The organism is Microbacterium sp. MMO-113, assembly GCF_037148555.1.
Classification (GTDB): domain Bacteria; phylum Actinomycetota; class Actinomycetes; order Actinomycetales; family Microbacteriaceae; genus Microbacterium.
This window is the reverse complement of sequence record NZ_JBBCTD010000001.1, coordinates 546,187-562,633: the sequence shown is the minus strand read 5'-3', so window position 1 is coordinate 562,633 and position 16,447 is coordinate 546,187. Positions and strand designations below refer to the sequence as shown.

The window sequence follows — 16,447 nt, the reverse complement described above, 5'->3', positions numbered from 1 at the left end:
GGGCACTCCTCAACACTATCAGAATCCAAGGGTGCCCTAAGACCGCGGGGCGGTGTCCGCCGGGCCGTCCGAGGGATCGTTCGCCGCCCCCGGCGCGCGGTCCTCGGGCACCTCGGTGGGCAGTGTGGTGTCGCTGACGTTCGGCAGCCGCATCTGGGTGAGGACGACGACATCGATGATGAGGGACATCAGCACCCCGGCGACGATCGACAGGAAGAACACCATCGGCTCGATCCACGGCTGTCCGGCGAGCATGATCATCACGACGACGAAGACCCCGAGCTTCAGAAGCCAGCCGCCCAGCACGATCGCGAAGAACAGCTGCACGTAGAGCGGGTCACCGTACCAGCGGTTGGCGATCAGGATGCTCAGCCCGGTGATGCCGAGGAACAGGGCGGCCAGGAGCACGCCGAGAAGGCCGCTCACGAGCCCCTCCCCCTGCGCGACCGCGAAGCCGATCCCGCCGGCGACGAGAGCCAGCACGACGGTGGCCACCGCCGACCAGACGAGCGTGCGACGCAGGATCGGGGTGCTGGAAACGGGGCTGGGACTCATCGGGGCTCCAGAGGGATCGGGTCGGGCGCAGCGCCCGCGGCGGTCTTGCGTCGGCGGGTGGGGCTCAGGGTGATGACGAGGCACGCGGCGATGCCGACGACCCCGAAGGCGACGCCGGGAAGGTACTGGCCAGGCCAGTCCTCCCGGGCGCCGACGTACATCAGGAGGACGGCGAGGGAGATGACGGCCGTCCAGGCGTAGAAGATGAGGACCGCATCGCGGTCGCGGTGCCCGAGGTCGAGCATCCGGTGGTGCAGGTGCTTCCGGTCCGGGGAGAACGGCGAGCGGCCGGCGCTCATCCGACGCAGCACGGCGAGCCCGAAGTCGAGCAGCGGGAGGAGCACGACGAGCAGCGGGAGCAGGATGGGCAGGAAGGCGCCGATGAGCTGCGAGCGCCCGAGGCGCTCCGGGTCCAGGGCGGACGGATCCATCTGCCCGGTGATCGCGATGGCCGAGGTCGCCATGAGCAGACCGATCACGAGTGCCCCCGAGTCGCCCATGAACAGCTTCGCCGGACTCCAGTTCAACGGCAGGAAGCCGAGGCACGCGCCGATGAGGACCGCCGCGAGGAAGGTGGAGAGGTTGAAGTAGCTCGACGCACCGGAGTCGCGCGTGAAGATGTACGAATAGGCGAAGAAGACCCCGTTGGAGATCAGGCAGACACCGGCGACGAGGCCGTCCAGCCCGTCGATGAAGTTCACGGCGTTCATGACGATCACGATCGCGAACATCGTGATCGTGATGCTCAGCCAGCTCGACACCACGATGAGGTCGCCGAACGGCAGGGAGAGGATCTGCAGACCGCCGCCGACCGTGATGATGCCCGCGGCGAGGAACTGCGCGCCGAGCTTGATCATCCAGTCGATGTCCCAGAGATCGTCCATCACCCCGATCACGGCGATGAGGAGTGCGGCGGCGAGGATGGACCACATGGTCTGCGGGGGCGTCCAGATGCTCTGGAAGAAGGGGTTGGCCGCCGATACCGCGAAGGCGGCGACGATGCCGAGGAAGATCGCGACGCCGCCGAGGCGGGGCGTCGGCGTGGTGTGCACATCCCGCTCGCGGATGCCGGGATACAGCTTGAAGCGCAGGCTCAACCGCCACACCGCCCACGTCAGCACGAAGGTGATCGCGGCGGTGACGATGATCGTGAAGAGGTACTGCTTCACGAATCCCCGTCCTGCGGCTCCGGCTCCAGCAGATCGCCCAGTACCTCGCGCAGCTGCTCCCTGGTCACGACGCCGTCCCGCAGGATCCGGACGACGCCCTCCTCGGCATCGGGGCCGCGGCGCACGAGAGAGGTCGCGTCGACGATCGTGGAGGCGACGCCGTTCCTGCTCATGCCGTCGTCCAGGTACACCGCGACGCTGTCGCCCAGCATCTTCTCCGCGTCGAGCGCGGAGATCGCCGCCGCCTTGCCGGTGAGGTTGGCGCTGGACACCGCGAGCGGCCCGGTCTCGGCCAGCAGTTCGAGAACCACGCGCCCCTCGGGCATGCGGACGGCGACCGTGCCCTGGGTCTCCCCGAGATCCCACACCAGAGAGGGCTGCGCAGGAAGGACGATCGTGAGTCCGCCCGGCCAGAACGCGTCGACCAGGCGCTGGACCGGCTCCGGAACAGCCTCCGCGAGGGCCGTCAGTGTCTCCTTCGTGCCGACGAGCACAGGCGGCGGCTGATTGCGGCCGCGCCCCTTGGCATCCAGGAGGCGCTGCACCGCGGGCGGCGAGAAGGCGTCGGCGGCGACGCCGTAGACGGTGTCGGTGGGGATGACGATGAGGTCGCCGCGGCCGATCGCCTGACGCGCGTTGCGCATCCCAGCGAGCAGCTGCGCCTCGTCGCTGCAGTCGAAGATGGGGGACATGACGGTTCGATTCTACGCGGGGCGGGTTCGGGACGAGCTCGACGTCTGCTGATCAGGGACGCACGGCGGTGGTGGTGCGATCGCGCAGCGTCAGGTCGCGATGGGTGGCCGCGGCCCGCCAGCCGTCCGCCGCGAGCAGCTCGCGGATCGGAGCGCCCTGCAGCTCTCCGTGCTCGATCACAAGGGTTCCGCCGGATCGCAGCAGGCGGAGAGCTCTGGTGCTGAGCACCCGGACGACGTCGAGGCCGTCCTCTCCGCCGTAGAGCGCCAGTGCCGGGTCGAACAGGCGCACCTCCGGGTCGCGGGGGATCGCCTGCGCCGGCACGTACGGCGGGTTGGAGATGACGACGCTCGCGGTGCCGTCGAGCTCGGGGAACGCGTCTGCGAGATCGGACAGCACGAGGGTGAGGTTCTCGACGCCCTCGACGTTGCGTCGCGCCCAGGCGTGCGCCTCCGGAGAGAGCTCAGCGGCGTACACCCGGGCGTGCGGCACCTCCGTGGCCATCGCGAGCGCGATCGCGCCACTGCCCGTGCCGAGGTCGACCCCGATCGGCGACGGCTCCCCCGAGCCCAGGAGAGCGTCGATCGCGTACTGCACCACCGTCTCCGTCTCGGGACGCGGGACGAAGACGCCGGGGCCGACGGCGAGCTCCAGGTGCCGGAACGGCGCGGTGCCGGTGAGATGCTGCAGGGGCTCGCGGCCCGCTCGCCGGGCGACGAGGGCGTCCAGCACGGTCGCATCCTCCTCGTCGAGTCGGTCACCGCGGATCACCGCTGCCTGCACCTCTCCCCGACGCTGTCCACGGACGTGCCCGGCGAGCAGCTCCGCGTCGACGAGGGGGTCGGGCACGCCGGCGTCTGCGAGACGCTGCGCGGCGGCGCGCACGGCCGCGGCGAGAGAGAGGTCGGGCATGGCTCCAGCGTAGAGTGCGCAGCCGTCACAATACCCCGCGCCCCATCACGCTCGCCTAGGCTGGAGCGGCAGCGCACCCGCACAGGAAGGCTCCCCCATGTCCGGCATCCACCCCGACATCACCACCGCTTTCGGGAACACCCCGCTCGTCCGCCTCAACCGCGTGACCGAGGGTCTCGGCGCCACCGTGCTCGCGAAGCTCGAGTACTACAACCCGGCGTCGAGCGTGAAGGACCGCATCGGCATCGCCATGATCAACGCAGCCGAGGCCGCCGGCGAGCTCTCCCCTGGCGGCACCATCGTGGAGTCGACGAGCGGCAACACCGGCATCGCCCTCGCCATGGTCGGCGCCGCGCGCGGCTACCGCGTCATCCTCACCATGCCCGCCTCGATGTCGAAGGAGCGCCGTGTGCTGCTCAAGGCGTTCGGCGCGGAGATCGTCCTCACCGACCCCACCAAGGGCATGAAGGGGGCCATCGAGGAGGTCAAGCGGATCGTCGACGAGACCCCCGGCGCCGTCTGGATCCGCCAGTTCGAGAACGCGGCGAACCCGCAGATCCACCGCGAGACCACGGCGCAGGAGATCCTCCGGGACACCGACGGCGCGGTCGACATCTTCATCGCCGGCGTCGGCACGGGCGGCACCGTCACCGGCACCGGACAGGCGCTGAAGGCGGCCAAGCCCGAGGTCCAGGTCATCGCCGTCGAGCCCAAGGACTCCCCCGTCCTGACCGAGGGACACCCCGGACCGCACAAGATCCAGGGCATCGGCCCGAACTTCGTGCCCGACATCCTCGACCGTGAGGTGCTCGACGAGATCATCACCGCGGAGTTCGAGGACTCGCTGCGCGTGGCCCGCGAGCTCGCGGCGAAGGAGGGACTGCTGGTCGGCATGTCCTCCGGTGCCGCCGTCTCGGCCGCGCTGACCGTCGCCGCACGCCCGGAGAACGTCGGCAAGACCATCGTCGTGATCATCCCGGACACCGGCGAGCGGTACCTCTCCACCGCCCTGTTCGAGGATCTGCGGGAGGACTGAGGTCGTCGATGGGCATGATCGGGCGAATGCGCGAGGACATCGCCGCCGCGCGCCTTCGCGATCCGGCCGCGCGCAGCGCGATCGAGGTGGCTCTGCTCTACCCCGGCCTGCATGCTGTCTGGGCGCACCGCGTCTCCCACGCGCTGTGGCGGCGACGCTTCCGCCTCCTCGCCCGCGCCGGGTCGCAGGTGTCCCGCTGGCTGACCGGCGTCGAGATCCACCCGGGAGCCCGGATCGGACGGCGCTTCTTCATCGACCACGGCATGGGCGTCGTGATCGGCGAGACCGCGGAGATCGGCGATGACGTGCTCATGTACCACGGTGTGACCCTCGGCGGTCGGACACGGGACGTGGGCAAGCGGCACCCCACCCTGCGCGACGGTGTCGCCGTGGGCGCGGGAGCGAAGATCCTCGGCCCCGTCACGGTCGGCGCCCGCTCGGTGGTGGGCGCCAACGCCGTGGTCACGAAGGACGCGCCCGCCGACAGCGTGCTCGTGGGGGTGCCGGCGAAGCCGCGCCAGCGGACCGCCGGCGAGGACACCAGAGCCCTGCTGACCGCCCCGGACTACTCCATCTGACGCGCCGCCCGGCGACCCGAGCGGTGCTCGCTGCGGCCCTCCATCCGACGACGCAGGAAGACGAGCGGAAGCAGCACGCTGCCGAGCGCCGTCACCAGCCAGACGATGACGGCGCCCAGCAGCCACCCGGTCAGGTCGACGATGCGCAGGCCCCCGATGGGCAGGAGCACGACGACCATGAGGGCGATGAGCGTGGAGAAGATCCCGATGCCGCCCATGAGCACGGGCGCGTAGCGATCGGCGAGCCTGCTCACCCACGGCGAGAGGACGCTCTGCAGCACGGCGAACACCACGATGCACACGACGAACCCCCACCACTGGTCCCACTGAATCTGGAAACCGTCGAGGAGCAGGTCCGCCGCCAGCAGACCGAGGCCGGCCGACACGAGATACATCAGGCCGCGGTACAGGAGTGTGATCACGGGGCGAGCCTAGCGCGGCACCGGGGCGGGGTCACTACGCGACGAAGAACGGGACGGCGCCCACCAGGATCCCGATCCCCAGCATCACGAGCGACACGATGACCGCGCGCCACAGCACCTTGCGATGGTGGTCTCCGAGGTTCACCCCGGCGAGGGAGACGAGCAGCAGGATCGCGGGCACGAGCGGGCTCTGCAGATGCACCGGCTGCCCGGTGATCGAGGCCCTGGCCATCTCGACCGGATCGATGCCGAAGCTCGCCGCGCTCTGGGCGAGCACCGGGAGGATCCCGAAGTAGAAGGCGTCGTTCGACATGAAGAACGTGAACGGGATGGACAGCACGCCCGTGATCGGAGCGAGGAAGGGTCCGAGCGCGGGCGGCAGCACGTTCGTGATCCAGGTCGCCATGGCGTCGACCATGCCGGTGCCGGAGAGGACCCCCACGAGGACGCCGGCCGCGATGACCATCGACACGACGCCGACGATGCTTGGGGCGTGCGCGACGATCTCGGCCGCCTGCTCCTTGATGCCGCGGAAGTTGACGACGAGGGCGATGCCCGCGCCGACCATGAACACGTAGGGCAGCGGCAGGATGTCGATCACCAGGAGCACCATGACGGCGACGGTCAGCAGCAGGTTGAACCAGATCAGCCGCGGGCGCAGGGTCGGCCGGGCGGGGTCCAGCATGGTGTCGGCCATCGCCGTGTCTGCGGGGTCGACGCTCCCGGCGGCGACCGGGGCGTGTCCGCCGGCGACGACGACGAGGTTGCCGGTGCGCAGCGAGGCACGAGCGCCCGGCTTGAGCTCGGCGCCGCGGAAGATCCGGGGCACCGAGGAGAGGACGCCGCCGTCGGCTCCGGTGAGCCGGCCGTCCGCGTCGATCCGTCCCAGGCGGCGCCGCTCCCCCAGGCCGAGGAGCCAGGCGAACCCGAGCGCCACGACGATGCCTGCGCCCAGAGCGGGGAGCATCGGAACGAAGATCTCCGTCGGCTGCACACCGAGCGCGGTCGCGGCGCGCACGGTCGGGCCGCCCCACGGGACGATGTTGAGCGTGCCGTTCATGAGACCGGCGACGCAGGTGAGGACGACGGGGCTCATGCCGAGGCGCAGGTAGATGGGCAGCATCGCGGAGGTCGTGATGATGAACGTCGTCGAGCCGTCGCCGTCGAGGGAGACCGCGCCGGCGAGGATCGCCGTCCCGAGCACCACCTTCGCGGGGTCGTCGCCGAGCACCCGCGTGATCAGCCGGATGAGGGGATCGAAGAGGCCGACGTCGATCATGATGCCGAAGAACATGATCGCGAACATCAGCAGCGCGGCCGTGGGCGCCATGGTGCCGATCGAGTAGAGGATCATGTCGCCGAGCCCGAGCCCTGCTCCCGCGAAGAGCCCGAAGGCGGTCGGCACGAGGATCAGGGCCACCATCGGGGTGAGGCGCTTGGTCATGATCAGCGTCATGAACACGAGGACCATCGTGAAGCCGAGGATGACGAGCACACCCTCCGGCGGCACGAAGGCCACGTCGTAGGTCGGTGCCTCCTCCTCGGCGGCAGCGATCAGCGCGGTCGATGCGTGGAACATGCGTGACTCCTTCGTCGTCGCTCCGTCATCGCTGACGGATCCTGACGAGGCTAGGGAATCCGGAGACGCCGAGCGCGGTATGCCGCATAACCGCGCCTTGTGCGCGTACCGTGACTTCTGCGCATATTGCGCGTCGAGGAGGTGTCGATGTCCCCGCGGAGACGGGTCCGGTTCGCGACCCGCGCGCTGCTGCTGCACCTCGCCGCCGTCGCCCTCGTCGTGACGCTGTGCACGGGCGTGTACCTCGCCCTCGCGGTCCAGCAGCTGCGCGCCGAGGCGGAGTCGACCGCGCTCGGCATCGCGAGGACCTTGGCCGAGGACGCGCAGGTGCGGGCGGCGGTCGCCGCCATCTCCGCGTCGGACGACGAGCCGGACGCGGAGGCGCTGCGCGACGGAGACCTGCAGCAGATCGCCACCGACGTCATGGCCCGCACCGGGGCCCTGTTCGTCGTCATCACGGACGATGAAGGCATCCGACTCGCCCATCCGCTGCCCTCGCGGATCGGCGAGGTCGTGAGCACCCCGTTCGCCGCGGTGCTGGCGGGACGCGAGGTGGTCGACTGGCAGACCGGCACGCTCGGCGAGTCCGCCCGCGCGAAGGTGCCGGTGCGCGACGACTCCGGCACGCCGGTCGGCGAGATCAGCGTCGGGTTCGAGCGCAACGGCGTCTTCGACGACCTGCCGCCGCTGCTCGCCGCTCTCGGTCTGACCGCCGCCGGCGCGCTCGCCCTCGCCCTCCTGACCTTCCTCCTCCTGCGCCGGCGCTGGGAACGGTTGACCATCGGCGTGCAGCCCGAGGAGCTGGTCGCCCTCGTGCAGAATCAGACGGCGGTGCTCGACGGCGTCGGCGACGGCGTGCTCGCGGTCGATCAGGACGGCGTCGTGCGCGTGAGCAATGCCGCGGCGGACCGGCTTCTCGGGCTCCACGATCCGGTCGGCCGCACCGTGGACGCGCTTCCCCTCCCCCCTGTCGTGCGCGACACCGCCACCGGGGCTCGCGACCGCGCGGAGGCCGTCGTGGGCGACCGGATGCTGTACCTCGAGTCGCGCGCGGTGCGACGCGACGGGCGCGCGCTCGGCGATGTGCTGATCGTGCGCGACCGCACCGACCTCATCGCCCTGACCGAGCGACTGGAGGCCGTCCGGACGATGACCTCCGCGCTGCGTGTCCAACGCCACGAGTTCGCGAACCGCCTCCATGTGGCCGCGGGCCTCATCGACGCCGGTCGCGTCGACGACGCCAGGGCGTTCCTCGACGAGCTGGTGAGCCGCGGTCCGGTGGCGTTCCCCGTCACCGGACTCGACCTCGTGGGCGACTCGTTCCTGCACGCCTTCCTCGGAGCCAAGGGCGTCGAGGCCGCCGAACGGGGCGTCGCCCTGCGGATCGCGGCGGACACCCAGGTGATCGGCACCGTCCGTCGAGCGGAGGACGTGGCCAGCGTGCTCGGCAACCTCGTGGACAACGCGGTCGTGGCCGCCGTCGCGGGCGCGCGGGAGCCGCGGTGGGTGGAGGTCTCGGTGCTGAGCGACGGTGACGCGCTCGTCGTCACGGTGGCCGACTCCGGCGAGGGGCTCCGCCCGTCCGACCCCCGGCCGCACGCCGACGACGGGAGCGCGGACTCCGTGCACGGACACGGCATCGGACTGCCGCTCGCGACGGAGATCGCCCGCCGCAGCGGCGGCGACCTCTGGATCATCGACTCCGGCGGTCCCGATCACGGCGCGGTCTTCGCCGCCCGGCTCGGGGATGCCGTCGACCCCGCTCCGCGTGTCCCGAAGGAGGACCGATGACCGAACCGCTGCGCGCGCTCATCCTCGACGACGACTTCCGGGTGGCTGACCTGCACCGGACGATCGTGGACGATCAGCCCGGATACACCGTGACCGGGACCGCGCGGTCCTGCGCCGAGGCGCGCGACCTCGTGCGCTCGACACGCCCCGACCTCCTGCTCGCCGACGTCTACCTCCCCGACGGGGACGGCATCGGACTCGTCCGCGAGCTCGGGGTCGACGCGATCCTCATCTCCGCCGCGGACGACGCGCCCACCGTGCGCCGCGCACTGCGAGCCGGCGCCGTGGGCTACCTCGTGAAGCCTTTCGACCGACGTGCTCTCACGGGACTCCTCGACCGGTACACCCGCTACCGCAACCTGCTCGCGGGTGATCGGCCCGTCACGCAGGAGGACGTGGACCGCGCGCTGGCGATCCTGCACGGCGGCGGCGAGCCGGTCTCCCTGTCGCGCTCGGCCACCGAGCAGCGCGTGCTCGCGGCGCTCGGCGACGGCGAGGCTTCAGCGGCGGAGGTCGCCGAGCGGGTCGGCATCTCCCGGGCCACGGCGCAACGGCACCTCGCGGCTCTCGCCACACGGACCATCGTCGAGGTGCGCTTGCGCTACGGGTCGACCGGGCGTCCCGAGCACCGGTACGCCGCGCGCACCTGACGCCGTCGCGGCGGCCGCTCAGCCCTCGGAGCCGACGGCGGCCAGACGGGCCTCTTCGTCGGCGGCGATGGCGCTCTCGATGATGGGGTCGAGCGCGCCGTCCATGACCTGATCGAGGTTGTACGCCTTGAACCCGGTGCGGTGATCCGCGATCCGGTTCTCGGGGAAGTTGTAGGTGCGGATGCGCTCCGAGCGGTCCATGCCGCGGATCTGCGACTTGCGCGCGTCGGAGGCGGCCGCATCGAGCTCCTCCTGCTGCTTGGCCAGCAGCCGGGCACGCAGCACCCGCATCGCCGCCTCGCGGTTCTGCAGCTGCGACTTCTCGTTCTGCATGGACACGACGATGCCGGTGGGCACGTGCGTGATGCGGACAGCGGAGTCGGTGGTGTTCACCGACTGTCCACCGGGGCCGGACGAGCGGAACACGTCGATCTTCAGATCGTTCTGATCGATCTGGATCTCCTCGGGCTCGTCGACCTCGGGGAACACCAGCACGCCGGTCGTGGAGGTGTGGATGCGGCCCTGCGACTCCGTGGCGGGAACCCGCTGCACGCGGTGCACGCCGCCCTCGTACTTCAGATGCGCCCAGACGCCCTGCGCGGGGTCGGACGAGGAACCCTTGATGGCGACCTGCACGTCCTTGTAGCCGCCGAGGTCGGACTCGTTGCGCTCGAGCAGCTCGGTCTTCCACCCCTTCGACGCGGCGTACTGCACGTACATGCGCAGCAGATCCGCGGCGAACAGGGCCGACTCCGCGCCGCCCTCCCCCGCCTTGATCTCCATGATCACGTCGCGGGCGTCGTCCGGGTCGCGCGGGATGAGGAGGCGCCGCAGGCGCTCCTGCGCCGCCTGCACGCCCTCTTCGAGGGCGGGGACCTCCGCGGCGAAGGCCTCGTCCTCACGGGCCAGGTCCCGCGCCGCCTCCAGATCGTCGACGGCAGCCGTCCACGCCTCATGCGCCGCCACGATGCGCGACAGCTCGGCATACCGACGGTTGACGCGCTTGGCGCGTGCCGCGTCGGCGTGCACCGCCGGGTCGGAGAGCTCCTCCTGAACCCGGCGATGCTCGTCGATCAGAGTCTGGACGGACTCGAACACGTCGGACCTCAGCGGATGTTGTTGTCGTGCCCGTGGGCGCCCGAGGGCAGCGTCGGGATGGACTTCTGCATCTGCACGAGGAACTCCACGTTGGAGTGGGTCTCCTTGAGCTTGCCGAGCACGACCTCCAGGGCCTGCGGCGGGTCGAGCCCGGCGAGAGCGCGACGCAGCTTCCAGGTGATCTTGACCTCGTCGGCCGAGAGCAGCATCTCCTCGCGGCGCGTGCTGGACGCGTTCACGTCCACCGCCGGGAAGATGCGCTTGTCGGCGAGCTGACGGGAAAGGCGCAGCTCGCTGTTGCCGGTGCCCTTGAACTCCTCGAAGATGACCTCGTCCATCTTGGAGCCGGTCTCGACGAGCGCGGTGGCGAGGATCGTGAGGGATCCGCCGTTCTCGATGTTGCGGGCGGCACCGAAGAAGCGCTTCGGCGGGTAGAGCGCGGACGCGTCGACGCCGCCGGTGAGCACGCGGCCGGACGCCGGAGCGGCCAGGTTGTACGCACGACCGAGACGGGTGATCGAGTCGAGCAGCACGACCACGTCGCGGCCCAGCTCGACGAGACGCTTGGCCCGCTCGATCGCGAGCTCGGCGACCGTCGTGTGGTCTTCCGCGGGACGGTCGAAGGTCGAGGCGATGACCTCGCCCTTCACGGTGCGCTCCATGTCGGTGACCTCTTCGGGGCGCTCGTCGACGAGCACGACCATGAGGTGCACCTCGGGGTTGTTCTGCGCGATCGCGTTGGCGATCTGCTGCAGGACGATGGTCTTCCCGGCCTTCGGCGGCGCCACGATGAGGCCGCGCTGGCCCTTGCCGATCGGCGCGACGAGGTCGATGATCCGCTGCGTCAGCTTCTCCGGAGCCGTCTCCAGGCGCAGGCGCTCCTGCGGATAGAGCGGGGTGAGCTTGCCGAACTCCACGCGGGTGGCCGCGTCGTCGACCGAGAGGCCGTTGATCGAGTCGACCTTGACGAGCGCGTTGTACTTCTGGCGGCCCTGCTGCTCGCCCTCGCGCGGCTGCTTGATCGACCCGACGACCGCGTCGCCCTTGCGGAGGTTGTACTTCTTGACCTGGCCGAGCGAGACGTAGACGTCGCTGGGGCCGGCCAGGTAGCCGGTCGTGCGCACGAAAGCGTAGTTGTCGAGCACGTCGAGGATGCCGGCGATCGGGATGAGGACGTCGTCCTCGGTGATCTCCGTCTCGAACTCGTCGGCCTGGCCGCCGCTGCGACGCTTGTTGCGCTGACGGTTGCGGCCGTTGCCGTTACCCGACTGGTCGTCGTCGGCCGGCGCGTTCTGCGCCTGCTCCTGGCCGCCGCCCTGACCCCGGCCACGGTTGCGGTTGCGGTTGCGGTTGCGGCCTCGACCGCCCTGCTCCTCACCGCTGTCTCCCTCGCCGGACGCATCCTTCGCCGGAGCGTCCGCCTCGGCCTCGTTCTTCGCGGCGGCGCTGTCGTTCTTCGACTCGCTCTTCGCTGCGTCGTTCTTGGCCGCGTCGTTCTTGGCGCGGCCGCCCTGAGCGGTGCCCGCCTCGGCGGTCTCCGTCGCGCTTTCGGCCGGTGCTGCCTCGGCCTTCTCGGTCTTCGCCTCCGGAGCCTCGGCGTCCGCCTTCTTCGTGCGACGGCCGCGGGCGGACTTGGGGGCCTCGGCCGGCGCCTCGACGGTCTCGGCAGCGGGGGCCGCTTCGGCCGGTGCGGCTTCAGCGGGGGCCTCGGCGTCGGCCTTCTTCGCCCGCGTGCGGCGCGGAGCCTTCGCCTTCGGGGCCGCCTCCGCAGCCTCGGCGGAGGCGGCGGCAGCCGCAGGGGCCTCGGCCGAACCGGACTCCTCCGCGGCCTTGGCCGCCTTGGCCGCAGCCGTGGCGGTATTCGCCCGACGCGGTGCGCGCTTCTTGGCCGGAGCGGATTCGGTCGCCTGCTCGGCGACGGGGGCATCGGCGGTCGGAGCCGCCTGATCGTTCTGGGTCTCGGAGAGGTTCTCCACGAGTACTCCCTTATAGGTCATGGGAAATGAGCGTGAACGCGCACAACGGGTGCTGCGCACGATCGCACGGGCTGACGCTCGGCGTCAGCCAGCCTCGGCACTTGGGCCTCAGGGGTTCGCGTGCGGGTCTTGCAAGAGATGCAATGGGGCCAGATTCACGAATGCTACGTGGAGCCCTCCGCTCGATCCCCCACTGTACCACCACGGACGTCGACGGCGAGCAGGAGCGCCTCCCACGGGGTGTCGGTCACCCGATTGGCCACATCGACGGCGTCCAGACGACTGCCAGGCCCGTCGGCGAGCACGAGCACGCTGGGTCCGGCGCCGGAGACGACGGCCGCGAATCCCGCGGCGCGCAGCGCCTGCACGAGGCGCTGCGTCTCGGGCATGGCGCCGGCGCGGTAATCCTGGTGCAGCCGGTCCGCGGTCGCGTCGAGCAACAGTTCCGGGCTCTGCATCAGCGCCGCGATGAGCAGCGCCGACCGGGACACGTTGAACACCGCGTCGGCCGTGGAGACGTGCGGCGGCTGCAGGGAACGGGCCTGCGAGGTGGACATCGTGTAGGCCGGGACGAGGACGAGCGGCGACACGCCGCGGTGCACGAGGAGCTTCTTGTGCTGCGGGCCCCGCTCCCCCATCCATGCGATCGTGAGTCCGCCGAACAGTGCGGGCGCCACGTTGTCCGGATGGCCCTCCAGCTCGGTCGCGAGGCGCAGCAGATCGGTGTCGGAGATGTCGACGTCGCCGGCCAGCAGCCCCTTCGCCGCGAGCACGCCGGCGGCGACGGCCGCGCCAGAGGAGCCGAGACCGCGGCCGTGCGGGACGGCGTTCTCGGCCACGATGCGCAGGCCGGGCATCGCGCGGCCTGCGTCGGCGAACACGTAGGCGATCGTGCGGACGATGAGATTGGACGCATCCCGCGGGATCTCCTCGGCGCCGGAACCGGAGACCTCGAGCTCGAGCTGCCCCTCGGGCAGCGCCGTCACCTCGAGGCGGTCGTAGATGCTGAGCGCCAGGCCGAGCGTGTCGAAGCCGGGGCCCAGGTTGGCGCTCGTCGCCGGCACCGTCACCTCGACCGTGCGTCCCACGCGCGCACCGTGCTCCTCGGGGGCGGGAGCCGTGGCCGTCACCGTGGTCACTCGCCTTCCACCCGGAGGACGGACACGACGCGGGCGACGACGTCGCTGCCCGCGAGCACGTCCACCGTGTCGCTCAGGGCCTGCTCCGTCGCGCGATGCGTGCCGATGATGAGGCGCGCGGTCGGCTCGTCCTCCCCCTCGACGGTCTGCACGACGGTCGCGACGGACACGCCGCCGTCGCTGAGGATCCCGGCGACGGTGGCCAGCACGCCCGGGGCGTCGGAGACCTCGAGGGTGATCTGGTACCGGGTCGTGACATGGCCGATGGGCACGACGGGGAGGTTCGCCCGCGTGGACTCGCCCACCCCGACGCCGCCGGCGATGTGCCGACGAGCGGCCGAGACCACGTCGCCGAGTACGGCGGACGCCGTCTGGATCCCACCCGCGCCCGCGCCGTAGAACATGAGGGAGCCCGCCGCCTCGGCCTCGACGAAGACGGCGTTGTTGGCGCCGTGCACGGAGGCGAGCGGGTGGGCGACCGGCACGAGGGCCGGGTAGACCCGCACCGAGATGGACTCGGCGCCGTCGGCCTCGATGCGCTCGCACACGGCGAGCAGCTTGATCACGAAGCCCGCCGCGCGGGCCTCCTCGATCATGGATGCCGTGATCGCGGTGATGCCCTCGCGGTGCACCGCCTCCAGCGGCACCGCGGTGTGGAAGGCGAGGCTGGCGAGGATCGCGGCCTTCTGCGCGGCGTCGTAGCCTTCGACGTCCGCGGTGGGGTCGGCCTCCGCGTATCCGAGGCGCTGCGCGTCCGCCAGCACGTCGGCGAAGTCGGCGCCCTCCGTGTCCATCCGGTCGAGGATGTAGTTCGTCGTTCCGTTGACGATGCCCATGATCCGCACGACGCGGTCGCCGGCGAGGGAATCGCGCAGCGGACGGATGATCGGGATGGCGCCCGCGGCCGCCGCTTCGTAGTACACCGAGGCGCCGACGCGATCCGCCGCCTCGAACAGCTCCGGCCCGTGGGTGGCCAGCAGTGCCTTGTTGGCCGTGACCACGTCGGCTCCGGAGCCGATCGCCTGGAGGATGTTCGTGCGGGCGGGCTCGATGCCGCCGATGAGCTCGATCACGATGTCGGCGCCGAGGATGAGCGACTCGGCGTCGGTCGTGAAGAGCTCCTTCGGGAGGTCGACGTCGCGGGGCGCGTCGAGGTTGCGCACCGCGATGCCCGCCAGGTCCAGCGCAGCACCCGCACGGTCGGCCAGCTCGTCGCCGTGGCGGAGCAGGAGGGCCGCCACCTGGGAGCCGACGGCTCCGGCGCCCAGCAGCGCCACGCGAAGTCGTCTGTAGTCAGTCATGGATGCTCCTTCGATGGTGGGTCATCGTGCTCCCTCGGGGGCGTGCGCCCCGTCGATGCCCGCGTCGCGGGCCAGCAGGTCGTGGACGGTCTCGCCGCGGACGATCACCCGCGAGCGCCCCTCGCGCACCGCAACGATGGGCGGCCGCGGGACGTGGTTGTAGTTGCTCGAGAGCGAGGCGCAGTAGGCGCCGGTCGCCGGGACGGCCAGGAGATCGCCCGGCGTGACGTCTCCGGGAAGGTACTCGTGGTCGACGACGATGTCGCCGGACTCGCAATGCTTGCCGACGACCCGGCTCAGCTGAGGCTCGTCGGTCCCCGTCCGCGAGGCGAGGCGGGCCGAGTAGCTGGCGCCGTAGAGGGCTGTGCGGGCGTTGTCGCTCATCCCGCCGTCGACGCTGACATACCGCCGCGTGGCCCCGGAGGCGACAGTGACGTCCTTCGTCGTCCCGACCTCGTAGAGCGTCACGCCCGCCGTGCCCACGATTGCGCGCCCGGGCTCGAACGAGAGCGCAGGCACCGCGATGCCCCGCGCCGCGCAGCCCTCGGCCACTGCCGCCACGATGCCGTCGGCGAGCTCGTCGATCGGCGTGGGGTCGTCGACGCGGGTGTAGGCGATGCCGAAGCCGCCGCCGAGGTTCAACTGCGGCACCGGGCCACCTTCGAGGAGGGCGGCGTGCAGTTCGAGCACGCGCGACGCGGATTCGCGGAAGCCGGCCACGCCGAAGATCTGGGAGCCGATGTGGCAGTGCAGGCCGGCGAACTCCAGCCCCGGGATCTCGCGGATCCGCGCCACCGCGGCCTCGGCCTCGGCGAGCGGGAACCCGAACTTCTGGTCCTCGTGGGCCGTGGCGAGGAAGTCGTGGGTCTCGGCGTGGACGCCGCTGATGACCCGGACCATCACGCGCTGCACGGTGTCCGTGCGCGCCGTGATGGCGGCGAGGCGCTCGATCTCGATCGCACTGTCGACGACGATCGTGCCGACACCGAGAGCGACCGCGCGCTCCAGCTCGGCGACCGACTTGTTGTTGCCGTGGAAGCCCAGCGAGGCCGGTGCGACCCCCGCGGCGAGGGCGACCTCGAGTTCACCACCGGTGCACACGTCGATGCGGAGCCCCTCGTCGACGACCCAGCGGGCGACCGTCGTGCACAGGAAGGCCTTGCCGGCGTAGTACACCTGCGCGGTGGTGCCGTGCGTGGACGCGGCGCGGTCGAACGCGTCGCGGAAGGCCCGGGCGCGGCGACGCACCTCGTCCTCGTCGAGGACGAGGAGCGGCGTGCCGTAGGTACGGGCGAGCTCGGGCGCCGGCACTCCGGCGAGCACGAGGCCGCCGTCCTCGTCGCGCCTGGCCGACGATGGCCAGACACCCGGCGCGAGATCGTTCGGATCCTCGGGGACGACAAGCCAGTCCGGAGCGAGCGTGGCGGCAGAGTCGAGCACGGAACACCAATCGTGGGACGGATCTCGGGCGGAGGCGCACATCGAGTTGCCCCGATTCTAGGGCACCCTCTGTCGGGCCCTGGTCATGGTGACACGCCGCGTCAACCC

At 71.1% G+C, this 16,447-nt stretch carries 15 protein-coding genes; 4 read left to right on the top strand and 11 right to left on the bottom strand.

Annotated features, from left to right (window positions below; all coding sequences use genetic code 11):
• Positions 1-36: 36 nt before the first annotated feature.
• The 4 genes from WFJ36_RS02605 to prmC are packed head-to-tail and all read right to left on the bottom strand — an operon-like array spanning position 37 to position 3,329.
• Entirely contained in the window at positions 37-555 is a 519-nt protein-coding gene (locus tag WFJ36_RS02605) for a hypothetical protein (protein ID WP_336642588.1), read from the bottom strand.
• Positions 552-1,724 carry an MraY family glycosyltransferase gene (locus WFJ36_RS02600; RefSeq protein ID WP_071328370.1) on the bottom strand — a complete coding sequence of 391 codons (1,173 nt, stop codon included), beginning with the start codon at positions 1,722-1,724 and terminating at the stop codon, positions 552-554. The genes WFJ36_RS02605 and WFJ36_RS02600 overlap by 4 nt, the downstream gene beginning before the upstream one ends.
• On the bottom strand, positions 1,721-2,416 hold the full coding sequence (locus tag WFJ36_RS02595) for an L-threonylcarbamoyladenylate synthase (RefSeq protein WP_292789367.1): 696 nt from the start codon (positions 2,414-2,416) through the stop codon (positions 1,721-1,723). The genes WFJ36_RS02600 and WFJ36_RS02595 overlap by 4 nt, the downstream gene beginning before the upstream one ends.
• Positions 2,417-2,468: 52 nt before the next feature.
• Complete coding sequence (gene prmC, locus WFJ36_RS02590) at positions 2,469-3,329, bottom strand: peptide chain release factor N(5)-glutamine methyltransferase (protein ID WP_071328368.1); 861 nt, start codon at positions 3,327-3,329, stop codon at positions 2,469-2,471.
• 97 nt (positions 3,330-3,426) lie between these two features.
• Between prmC and cysK the strand changes: the two genes are divergently transcribed.
• Positions 3,427-4,365, top strand: coding sequence for a cysteine synthase A (gene cysK / locus WFJ36_RS02585; RefSeq protein WP_336642587.1), 939 nt, complete (start codon positions 3,427-3,429; stop codon positions 4,363-4,365).
• 8 nt (positions 4,366-4,373) lie between these two features.
• Positions 4,374-4,943 (top strand): serine O-acetyltransferase EpsC, encoded by a 570-nt coding sequence (gene epsC / locus WFJ36_RS02580; protein ID WP_071328366.1) that lies wholly within the window; start codon positions 4,374-4,376, stop codon positions 4,941-4,943.
• Here the strand turns inward: epsC and WFJ36_RS02575 are convergent.
• Both WFJ36_RS02575 and WFJ36_RS02570 read right to left on the bottom strand, forming a co-directional pair.
• Positions 4,931-5,365: a phage holin family protein gene (locus WFJ36_RS02575; protein ID WP_071328365.1), complete on the bottom strand. Its 435-nt coding sequence runs from the start codon at positions 5,363-5,365 to the stop codon at positions 4,931-4,933. The genes epsC and WFJ36_RS02575 overlap by 13 nt on opposite strands.
• A 34-nt stretch (positions 5,366-5,399) precedes the next feature.
• Positions 5,400-6,944 (bottom strand): CitMHS family transporter, encoded by a 1,545-nt coding sequence (locus WFJ36_RS02570; RefSeq protein ID WP_336642586.1) that lies wholly within the window; start codon positions 6,942-6,944, stop codon positions 5,400-5,402.
• Positions 6,945-7,091: 147 nt separating this feature from the next.
• Between WFJ36_RS02570 and WFJ36_RS02565 the strand changes: the two genes are divergently transcribed.
• Positions 7,092-8,735, top strand: coding sequence for a sensor histidine kinase (locus tag WFJ36_RS02565; protein ID WP_336642585.1), 1,644 nt, complete (start codon positions 7,092-7,094; stop codon positions 8,733-8,735).
• Complete coding sequence (locus WFJ36_RS02560; RefSeq protein WP_025103136.1) at positions 8,732-9,385, top strand: response regulator; 654 nt, start codon at positions 8,732-8,734, stop codon at positions 9,383-9,385. The genes WFJ36_RS02565 and WFJ36_RS02560 overlap by 4 nt, the downstream gene beginning before the upstream one ends.
• 18 nt (positions 9,386-9,403) lie before the next feature.
• On the opposite strand, the gene prfA is transcribed toward WFJ36_RS02560, so the two are convergent.
• From prfA to lysA, 5 genes are all read right to left on the bottom strand, one after another.
• Positions 9,404-10,483 (bottom strand): peptide chain release factor 1, encoded by a 1,080-nt coding sequence (gene prfA / locus WFJ36_RS02555; RefSeq protein WP_292789347.1) that lies wholly within the window; start codon positions 10,481-10,483, stop codon positions 9,404-9,406.
• Positions 10,484-10,491: 8 nt separating this feature from the next.
• Entirely contained in the window at positions 10,492-12,480 is a 1,989-nt protein-coding gene (gene rho / locus WFJ36_RS02550; RefSeq protein ID WP_336642584.1) for a transcription termination factor Rho, read from the bottom strand.
• Between the two features lie 143 nt (positions 12,481-12,623).
• Positions 12,624-13,589 (bottom strand): homoserine kinase, encoded by a 966-nt coding sequence (gene thrB, locus WFJ36_RS02545; protein ID WP_336642962.1) that lies wholly within the window; start codon positions 13,587-13,589, stop codon positions 12,624-12,626.
• 5 nt (positions 13,590-13,594) lie between these two features.
• Positions 13,595-14,899, bottom strand: a complete 1,305-nt coding sequence (locus tag WFJ36_RS02540; RefSeq protein WP_071328359.1) for a homoserine dehydrogenase — start codon at positions 14,897-14,899, stop codon at positions 13,595-13,597.
• Positions 14,900-14,920: 21 nt separating this feature from the next.
• Complete coding sequence (lysA, locus tag WFJ36_RS02535) at positions 14,921-16,339, bottom strand: diaminopimelate decarboxylase (RefSeq protein WP_336642583.1); 1,419 nt, start codon at positions 16,337-16,339, stop codon at positions 14,921-14,923.
• Between the last annotated feature and the right edge of the window lie 108 nt (positions 16,340-16,447).